Source organism: Ruminococcus sp., assembly GCF_019423705.1.
Classification (GTDB): Bacteria; Bacillota; Clostridia; order Oscillospirales; family Ruminococcaceae; genus Hominimerdicola.
This window is the reverse complement of sequence record NZ_JAHZAX010000009.1, coordinates 129,552-137,943: the sequence shown is the minus strand read 5'-3', so window position 1 is coordinate 137,943 and position 8,392 is coordinate 129,552. Positions and strand designations below refer to the sequence as shown.

Genomic DNA, 8,392 nt, shown 5'->3' with positions numbered 1-8,392 from the left:
ATCGTTGAGGTTGCTTGGCAGGCTCACTTTGTAACAAATATGTTCATCAAGCCAACAGCTGAGGAGCTTGAGAACTTTGAGCCTGACTTCGTTGTATACAACGCTTCTAAGGCTAAGGTAGAGAACTATAAGGAGCTTGGTCTTAACTCTGAGACAGCTGTTATGTTCAACATCACAAGCCGTGAGCAGGTTATCATCAACACTTGGTACGGCGGAGAGATGAAGAAGGGTATGTTCTCAATGATGAACTACTACCTGCCTCTTAAGGGTATGGCTTCAATGCATTGCTCTGCTAACACAGATAAGAACGGCGAAAACACAGCTATCTTCTTCGGCCTTTCAGGAACAGGTAAGACAACACTTTCTACTGATCCTAAGAGACTTCTCATCGGCGACGACGAGCACGGCTGGGACGATAACGGCGTATTCAACTTCGAGGGCGGCTGCTATGCAAAGGTAATCAACCTTGATAAGGAGTCTGAGCCTGATATCTACAACGCTATCAAGAGAAACGCACTTCTCGAGAACGTAACTCTCGACGAGAACGGCAAGATTGACTTTGCTGATAAGAGCGTTACAGAGAACACTCGTGTATCTTATCCAATCGACCACATCGAGAACATCGTTCGTCCTATCTCTTCTGCACCTGCTGCAAAGAACGTTATCTTCCTTTCAGCTGACGCATTCGGCGTACTTCCTCCAGTATCTGTCCTCACACCAGAGCAGACACAGTATTACTTCCTCTCCGGATTTACTGCAAAGCTTGCCGGTACTGAGCGTGGTATCACAGAGCCTACACCAACATTCTCAGCTTGCTTCGGTCAGGCATTCCTTGAGCTCCACCCAACAAAGTATGCTGAAGAGCTCGTTAAGAAGATGGAGAAGAGCGGCGCTAAGGCTTACCTCGTAAACACAGGTTGGAACGGCACAGGCAAGAGAATCTCTATCAAGGATACTCGTGGTATCATCGACGCTATCCTTAACGGCGATATCCTCAACGCTCCTACAAAGACAATTCCTCACTTCAACTTTGAGGTTCCAACAGAGCTTCCAGGCGTTGATTCTGCGATTCTTGATCCTCGTGACACATATGCTGACGCTTCCGAGTGGGAGAAGAAGGCAGAGGATCTGGCTGACAGATTCATCAAGAATTTTGCTAAGTACGAAGGCAACCCTGCTGGTAAGGCACTTGTTGCTGCTGGTCCACAGAAGTAATTTCGTACCTGTAATTTATATTTGCAATAATAAAGACTGCTGCTTTCGGGCGGCAGTCTTTTTTGCTGTTTTGACTATTGAAAAAGGGCGAAAAATGTGGTATAATTTAAGGCAAAGAGGCGAATAAATGTGAAGAAGAATTACATCGCAAGGGCGGTAATATATTTTCTCGGGCTGGTGATTTTGGCGGCGGGGATAACGATGAACACAAAAACGGGACTTGGGGTCTCGACCATAATATCGGTGCCGTTTGCGGTATCCACTATATGGAATGTGAATTTTTCCTTTGTGACGTTTGTGGTATATGCTCTGTTCGTTGTCATCGAGATAGCCATAAAGGGCAAAAACAGCACCCTATTTGACTGGCTGCAACTGCCATTCAGCGTGGTTTTCAGCCTGCTGCTGAATTTGTTTTCAAAGCTTTTGTCATTCAGCTTTTCGCACATATGGCAGAACGCATTGTATCTTGCTGCGGCGATAATATGCACGGCTGTTGGAATGTCGCTGATGATAGCGATGAAGCTTGTGCCGAACCCAGCGGACGGACTTGCTCAGGCTATCGGCGGCGCTTTTGGTAAGGATATGGGCTTTGGCAAGAATATCCTTGATGTTTCCTGCGTTGTTATTGCCTGCATAATTGGTCTTGTGTTCAGCAGGAGCATTATCGGTATCGGCATTGGAACGCTGGCGGCAATGCTGCTTGTAGGGCGCTGCGTGGCGGTCTTTGATCGCCTGTTTCGGACGAAGATGAAGCGTGCGGCAGGGCTTGCGGAATAAACGAATAAAGCTATTTTATATTGAAAGGATGGAATAAAATGGAATTTCAAAATGTTATCGAAAGCAGAAGAAGCATAAGAAAATACAGCAAAAAGGCAAGCAAGGAGCAGGTGGAGGCAATAATTGCGGCGGCTATCGAAGCACCTTCTTGGAAGAATTCGCAGACGGCGAGATATTACTGCGTGTTGTCTGACGAGATGTGCAAAAAGGTGAGGGAAGAGTGTCTGCCTGGTTTCAACTGCGAGCGTTCGGAAAATGCGGCGCTTATCGTGACGAGCTTTGTGCACAACAGGGCTGGTTTTGACCGTGAGGGCAACCCCGACAACGAAGTGGGCAACGGCTGGGGCTTTTACGACCTTGGACTTCACAACGAGATACTTGTGCTGAAAGCCGCTGAGCTTGGCCTTGGATCGCTTATTATGGGTATCAGAGACGGCGAGAAGCTGAGAGAGGTGCTTGGTATCCCTGAGACTGAGACGGTGGTTTCCGTTATTGCTGTGGGCTATGCAGATGAAGCTCCTCAGAGGCCGAAGAGAAAAGCTGTTGAGGATATCACGAAGTTTTTCTGATATTTTGATTTGAAATGAAAAAACGCCTTTGGGAGAGTTCTCAAAGGCACTTTGTTTTGTATGCGGTGGTTTAGGCAATAAAAAATACGCCATACAAAAACGTAAGGCGTATTGGCGCGGATTGAGAGATTTGAACTCAGCTTGTTTTATTTCACAGCGTTTAACAGCTTCTTATAAAAGCCCGTAAATAAAGGGTTTGTGCTGTTTTGCATTTCACAGCTTTTTATAAAATTCAGTCGATTTTCACCGCTTATAATGACCAAATAATGACCAGAATTTTTTGCGATAGTCAAGCAATGGAGACTATACGGCATAATGCACAATAACATTTTCGCTTATGCTTTCAATACCCCTCAAACGTTCTGACAGCTCTTGTGCTGCGTCCTGTGCTCTCGTCTTTAAACTTTGCCGTCCTCTGCCTGCTGCGGCTCTGAGAGCCTGTCATCTTCGTATCTCGCTTTTAGAAACTCAAAGTATGCAATAAGCAAATTCTTATAGGCTGCTTTTGACTTAGGTTTAAAATCTTCGCCATAACTTTTCACCCATTCTATCACATCATCGTCAAGTGATAGTTCAAATAAAGTATTGTACTTTTTCATATTTTTATCCTTTCTGTTATTGGAGCAGTGCGAACGGTTTACTCGCTGGACGGTAAACTTAGTTAATTACGGTGTTGCATTATCAAGCTACAAATTTCAAGGCGTTCAACTCTCGTTACTTTGGTATGAGTTAAAGGCTCTTGTGCTTCGATAACGTAATAATTAGGCTGCTCGCTGCTTTTGTTTATGTGAATATTGAAATAACCACGCTTGGCAAGTCTTTTTCTGAGTGCTAGTAATTCTTTGGGTTGACTCATTGCCTATTTTCCTTTCGGTCTATGTTTCAAGCCCGCTTACATTCAAACCGAAAATAAGGCTTGAAAGATCCTTGCAAGCTTTGTCTATATCCTTGTACACTGTTCTGCTGTCAATTATTTCTCTTTCGGCTATCTCGTCATATGTCGGGGCGGTTTCGCCTGTGATGAAAGCGGCTTCAATTACACGCCAACGCCTTTGCATATCCTCACGAACTGAGGAAGTACACCGGATTTTGTATATATCAAGCATAGTTTGAACGTGTTCCATTATGGTTTTAGTTGTCACGATCTGATTTTTTATGCTTTTGACTTTGTATTTCTCGTATTCGCTAAAGCCGATAAGCTCCCGTATGACAAGATCGTTTATCTGTGAAGCGTCACAAAGAGCGTTTTCAGCATATGCCCTCAAATTTCGGTATTCTTTGAGCAATAGCTTGACGTTCTTGAACTTCTTGCTTTCGTTGTCCTTGATACGTTCGGCTTCTTGTGCTTGGTATATCTCAATAGCCTTTGCAGCTCCTGCTTCTGCTGCTATTCTTGAAATGTAATTGACTAGCTTTTGATTTGTGTTTTCTTGTGACATTGTTTTCACCTTTCGTCTTTATGTTTGTGACCCGTTTTCAAACCCGTCATTGATTTGACCTAATACCCTATCAAGGGCGGCTAAAACTTCTTCGCTTTCGTCATCGTCCTGAGAGATATAAACGCCCGTCATTTTGTTCAAAAGGTCTATCGCACGCAGCCTTGACGGCATACCCTCATCACTATCACGGGCAATGTCTGACAGCAGGGCTTGACGTTCCAACGCTGACATAATGCGTTCACGCTGTCCCTTTTCCGTCAGCTCCCGCACATATGCCTTGACCTCTTCAACATTCAGAAGCTTGCTAGCGTTCGTGTGAGCGAATTTCTTAGAATATCCAGCCTTAACAGCACTTTGCGTGGCGTTTCCGCTCTCGGCATAATATTCAGCGAATTTCTTTTGCCTTGCTGTCATTTCTTCACCTCCTTTAAGCAATGCCCGCTAGTGTAGTATTTTGTAGTGGTATCACAAGCTTGTGCTTGCTCGTATGTTCATTTGTCAAGACAAAAACGGTTACAGCATTAGCCGCAAATATCAGTCCAGGGATTTTTGAAGAGGTCTTCGGGGTCTTGCTGTTCACTTGGCTGTGAAGCAAGCTGAGGATAACGCTTTTGAACTTCGCCTATGACCCAACTTCTTATAGCATGATAGTCGGACTTGTACTTAACACCATTTGATAGCTTATAGTTGTTCAAGATCTCTATGCACTTATCAACAAACTTCTTCGGAAACTCAGACATTAACTTGTCATATTCAGCCTGAGTTAAGGTTACATCGTCAGCATAATTGTTCTTAACCTTTTCGCTCTCTTTTTTCTTATTTGTTTTTTTATCTCTTATCTCTTTATCTCTTATCTCTTTATTTATAGTTGCGTTACATTGTAACGCTGTATCTTCAAATTGTAACGTTTTCTCGTTACATTGTAACGCTGCTTCATTACTTTTTGCCCGCATTTTCTTTACTCTTTGAGTTGATGAACTCTCAGAGCCGATACATTTTTGCATTTCGATCATTAAAAGGTCTTCGTTTGACGCTCGTTCAACTACACCAAACTTTATAAGGGCTTCAAGAGTGGTCTTTACAATTTCTTCGGGCTCGTCTATCGCCAACGCAAGCTCTGCGGCACTGTCAGGCAAAAAGCCTCCATAGGTAAAAATGCCATTTGTTTTCATTGTCCGCAACTGCATTTTCAGATAAGCTATTACTAAGCTGTCGCCCTGTGGCTGCCTGCGTAAAGCTTTGATATACATTTCTTCAAAGAAAGTTTCTTTGAGTTTAAGCCAATAATAACGCTTTTCAGCCATTGTTTAACCCTCACTCTCCCACTTGTCAAGCAAGTCTTCTGCTGCTCTGAGCGTTGTTCTTATGCTTTGTGACCGTGCGTGTTCTGTACGAACGTACCGCCGCAGCTCGTATACATCGCTAGGCAAATAATAGCCATTGCTGCTGGAACATATAACCGCACCTTTACGCCGCATATCCTCGATACAAAGCCTTGTGCTGCGGTTGTCAAGCCCTGATATCCTGCACATATCGGAAAGGCTCACGGCGTTTTCTTCGCCTGCTCTGAGGGCGTTTGCTATCCTTTCGGCTGCTGTCATACTACACTGCACCCCTTTCACCCTCGTTCAGATACTCGATGAACTTTTCTACATTGACAAGTGTCTTTGCTCCACACTGAACAAACACGATCTTGTTTTCTTTCACAAGCTGTCTGATAGCGTGGGCAGGAAAGCCCGTTTCTTTTGCCGTCTCGTTTATCGTCCGCATACGGGGTGCGGCTCTTGTTATGCTGATATTATTCAAAATAACTCCTATCCACCACATTTCAAGACTTGCGTTTCCACCCCTGAATGTGGTATAATAAGAGAGGAAACGTGTGTGTTTCTTTCAGCGGGCTTTAACGCCTGCTTTGCCGTCTGAGTGTTGCGATCACTCGGACGGCTTTTTGTTTTCTTTCTCTGCCGTTAACTTTTCAGCGTGCTTTTTAAAGAAGCGTGTCGTTGTGTCCTTGACCTTATCGGCGTTCTTTCTTTTCCATTCTCTATAGTATGCACGCCGCGCAAGCACAACGGATCTTTCTTCCTCTGAAAGCTTGGTAATATCAATCATTGTTTTGCCTCTTTTCAAAATTATTTTATTTTAGTATTGACAAATGCAATTACATTTGCTATAATTAAGCTAGCACAAAAATAAAATAAAGTCAAGATAATTTTCATAAAATATCAAAATAAGCAAATATAATTACGAAAAGAGGGATAAAAAATGAATAACGAAAATAAAAAAGGAAGACCAAAGCAAACGCAAGATAATACGTTTCAAGAGCGCTTTTTAAAATTAGTAGGTGAAACTTCTTCACATACAGAAATAGCCGAAAAAATCGGAACATCACGGCAGAATGTCGGTAACTGGTTGAATGGAAAATCAAACACTAAACCTGATATATATACTTTAGCCAAAATTGCTAAGGCTTATGGCGTTTCAACTGATTATTTATTAGGGCTTAACGATGAAAAGTCTGCTAACTTAGATGTACAAGCTATGCACAGATATACGGGACTTGACGAAAAGTCAATAGATTTACTTCATACGATGTCAAAGGAACAAAATGCGTTTTGCTCTATGATTGATCTAATGATACAAGCGGGAACGTTGACAGATATAGCAAACGATATGGGATTATTAGCGTTATATAGTCAATTACCAAAAGAAAAGATTGAAAAAAGTATCCCCAAAACCTTCAATGTAAATAATATATATGATTTTGATAATGATGACTTATGTTCAATGTATAGGTATAGAGCTATTGGAAATTTGATATCCCTTTTGGATAAAGTTGATATGCGAAATAAATAAACAAAAAACCGCCCTGTGTTGCAGCACAGAACGGTTTAAATAGACCTCACCGCAAGGGCAAAGCCTGCTATACAAAGCATATAAATTATAGCACAAACGCCCTTTCGGTGTCAAGTACACAGAAAGGAATGTGAGCATATGGCACACATCGACAAAAGACCGAACGGCAGTTACCGCATTAAAGTTTCCTGCGGTTATTCAGCCGACGGCAAAGCACAGAAAACACAGTCAATGACGTGGAGACCGCCAAAAGAGAATATGACCGAAAAGCAATTACAGCGGGCTTTAAATAAAGCAGCGCTGGAGTTTGAGCAGAAATGCGCAGGCGGTCAGATCGTCAACGCAGTCAAGCTTGAAAACTTCATTGAAGAATGGTTTAAGGTGCACGAAAACGCTTTAAAGCCCGCTACTCTGAAAAAGTATCGTGATCTATGCCCTCGCATATATTCTCAGCTGGGGCATTTGAGACTTGACAAGATAAAGACAAAAGACCTTGACTGCTTCTTGAAATGGCTGACGAACGAACGCAACGCCACTTCACTTGCAAAATGTAAAGTTGATATGAAAAAGATATTGCGGGAAAACGGCGAAACGCAAAAGGCATTTTGTGAAAGAGCGGGCATTGATACACATATTGTGCGCAGCTGCTACCACGATAGGGCTATAAGGTGGGATAATGCCGCAAAAGTCGCAGCGGCTCTTGACAAGCAAACTTCTTCAATGTTTGAGAATATAACCGATAACAGCAGGCTTTCACCTAAAACAATTCACTGTTATCACGGCTTCTTGTCAACTATATTCACATATGCGGTCAAAATTGGAGAGATAGCCGTAAACCCTTGCAATAACTGCACGCTCCCTAAAATTCCGACAGCAGAGCATAACATATTGACCATAGCGCAAACGCAGCAGCTTTTGCAGCACCTTGATGAATATGCACCCTTGAAATATCGATGCTTCTTCTACATAGCAATTTACGGCGGTTTCAGACGTGGCAAAATACTCGGCTTGCGGTGGTCTGATATCGACTTTGAAAATGATCTGATACACATACGCCGTGCGGTGCATTGGGAAAAGCAAAAAGGCTTTTACTATACAGACCCTAAAACGGCAAAGTCAAGGCGTACTGTTCGCCTGCCTGAACGTGTGATGTTCTTGCTCAAACAGCAGCACAATGAACAAATGTCGGCGGCATTAAAATACGGCGATTATTGGGACAATTCAGAAAACCTTGTGTTTACGACTGAAAAAGGCTCTCAAATGTCAATAGGCACACCATACACTTTCTTGAAGAAGTTTTGTGCCGAATACAACTTGCCTTTTGTATCTGTACATAGTCTGAGGCACTTAAATGCCACGCTTCTTATAAACAGCGGTGCAAACCCTAAGACAGTACAAGCCTTGCTGGGGCATAGCTTGGCAAGCACAACGCTGAACATATACGCACACGAGATACAATCAGCAGAGGCGGCAGCTTCTGCGGCTGTTGCAGCAATGCTTGATAACACGCTTTCTGCAAAGCGTGGGGCGGTGTAG

12 protein-coding genes are annotated in these 8,392 nt (G+C 43.1%); 5 read left to right on the top strand and 7 right to left on the bottom strand.

The annotated features are described in order from the left end of the window. The 3 genes from pckA to QZ371_RS09050 form a co-directional block, all read left to right on the top strand. The coding region (gene pckA / locus QZ371_RS09060) for a phosphoenolpyruvate carboxykinase (ATP) (RefSeq protein WP_295211808.1) at positions 1 to 1,215 on the top strand (1,215 nt) is incomplete at its 5' end. A 129-nt stretch (positions 1,216 to 1,344) separates the two neighbouring features. Then, complete coding sequence (locus QZ371_RS09055; protein WP_295211806.1) at positions 1,345 to 1,992, top strand: DUF6198 family protein; 648 nt, start codon at positions 1,345 to 1,347, stop codon at positions 1,990 to 1,992. A 38-nt stretch (positions 1,993 to 2,030) separates the two neighbouring features. Further along, entirely contained in the window at positions 2,031 to 2,561 is a 531-nt protein-coding gene (locus QZ371_RS09050) for a nitroreductase family protein (RefSeq protein ID WP_295211804.1), read from the top strand. A 398-nt stretch (positions 2,562 to 2,959) separates the two neighbouring features. Here the strand turns inward: QZ371_RS09050 and QZ371_RS09045 are convergent, their stop codons facing one another. The 7 genes from QZ371_RS09045 to QZ371_RS09015 form a co-directional block, all read right to left on the bottom strand. Continuing rightward, on the bottom strand, positions 2,960 to 3,160 hold the full coding sequence (locus QZ371_RS09045; RefSeq protein WP_041337491.1) for a hypothetical protein: 201 nt from the start codon (positions 3,158 to 3,160) through the stop codon (positions 2,960 to 2,962). Positions 3,161 to 3,436: 276 nt separating this feature from the next. Next, the gene (locus tag QZ371_RS09040) at positions 3,437 to 4,000 is read right to left on the bottom strand and encodes a hypothetical protein (RefSeq protein ID WP_295211802.1); all 564 of its coding nucleotides are present in this window, start codon (positions 3,998 to 4,000) and stop codon (positions 3,437 to 3,439) included. 18 nt (positions 4,001 to 4,018) lie between these two features. Beyond that, positions 4,019 to 4,414, bottom strand: coding sequence for a terminase small subunit (locus QZ371_RS09035; RefSeq protein ID WP_295211801.1), 396 nt, complete (start codon positions 4,412 to 4,414; stop codon positions 4,019 to 4,021). A gap of 107 nt (positions 4,415 to 4,521) precedes the next feature. Then, a complete protein-coding gene (locus tag QZ371_RS09030) occupies positions 4,522 to 5,304 on the bottom strand; it encodes a phage replisome organizer N-terminal domain-containing protein (protein WP_295211799.1) in 783 nt (260 codons plus the stop codon). A gap of 3 nt (positions 5,305 to 5,307) precedes the next feature. Then, the gene (locus tag QZ371_RS09025; protein WP_295211798.1) at positions 5,308 to 5,601 is read right to left on the bottom strand and encodes a hypothetical protein; all 294 of its coding nucleotides are present in this window, start codon (positions 5,599 to 5,601) and stop codon (positions 5,308 to 5,310) included. Position 5,602: 1 nt separating this feature from the next. Then, entirely contained in the window at positions 5,603 to 5,806 is a 204-nt protein-coding gene (locus QZ371_RS09020) for a DNA-binding protein (RefSeq protein ID WP_295211797.1), read from the bottom strand. Positions 5,807 to 5,932: 126 nt separating this feature from the next. Beyond that, the gene (locus QZ371_RS09015) at positions 5,933 to 6,112 is read right to left on the bottom strand and encodes a phosphatase (RefSeq protein ID WP_295211795.1); all 180 of its coding nucleotides are present in this window, start codon (positions 6,110 to 6,112) and stop codon (positions 5,933 to 5,935) included. Between the two features lie 153 nt (positions 6,113 to 6,265). Between QZ371_RS09015 and QZ371_RS09010 the strand changes: the two genes are divergently transcribed. Next, a complete protein-coding gene (locus tag QZ371_RS09010) occupies positions 6,266 to 6,856 on the top strand; it encodes a helix-turn-helix transcriptional regulator (RefSeq protein ID WP_295211794.1) in 591 nt (196 codons plus the stop codon). A 138-nt stretch (positions 6,857 to 6,994) separates the two neighbouring features. Then, on the top strand, positions 6,995 to 8,392 hold the full coding sequence (locus QZ371_RS09005; RefSeq protein ID WP_295211793.1) for a site-specific integrase: 1,398 nt from the start codon (positions 6,995 to 6,997) through the stop codon (positions 8,390 to 8,392).

What these genes read in the sequence shown, in the direction of transcription:
- QZ371_RS09030 (WP_295211799.1), bottom strand. Translation starts at nt 5,304, where the DNA reads ATGGCTGAAAAGCGTTATTATTGGCTTAAACTCAAAGAAACTTTCTTT.
- QZ371_RS09050 (WP_295211804.1), top strand. Translation starts at nt 2,031, where the DNA reads ATGGAATTTCAAAATGTTATCGAAAGCAGAAGAAGCATAAGAAAATAC.
- QZ371_RS09040 (WP_295211802.1), bottom strand. Translation starts at nt 4,000, where the DNA reads ATGTCACAAGAAAACACAAATCAAAAGCTAGTCAATTACATTTCAAGA.
- QZ371_RS09025 (WP_295211798.1), bottom strand. Translation starts at nt 5,601, where the DNA reads ATGACAGCAGCCGAAAGGATAGCAAACGCCCTCAGAGCAGGCGAAGAA.
- QZ371_RS09035 (WP_295211801.1), bottom strand. Translation starts at nt 4,414, where the DNA reads ATGACAGCAAGGCAAAAGAAATTCGCTGAATATTATGCCGAGAGCGGA.
- QZ371_RS09010 (WP_295211794.1), top strand. Translation starts at nt 6,266, where the DNA reads ATGAATAACGAAAATAAAAAAGGAAGACCAAAGCAAACGCAAGATAAT.
- QZ371_RS09005 (WP_295211793.1), top strand. Translation starts at nt 6,995, where the DNA reads ATGGCACACATCGACAAAAGACCGAACGGCAGTTACCGCATTAAAGTT.
- QZ371_RS09045 (WP_041337491.1), bottom strand. Translation starts at nt 3,160, where the DNA reads ATGAAAAAGTACAATACTTTATTTGAACTATCACTTGACGATGATGTG.
- QZ371_RS09015 (WP_295211795.1), bottom strand. Translation starts at nt 6,112, where the DNA reads ATGATTGATATTACCAAGCTTTCAGAGGAAGAAAGATCCGTTGTGCTT.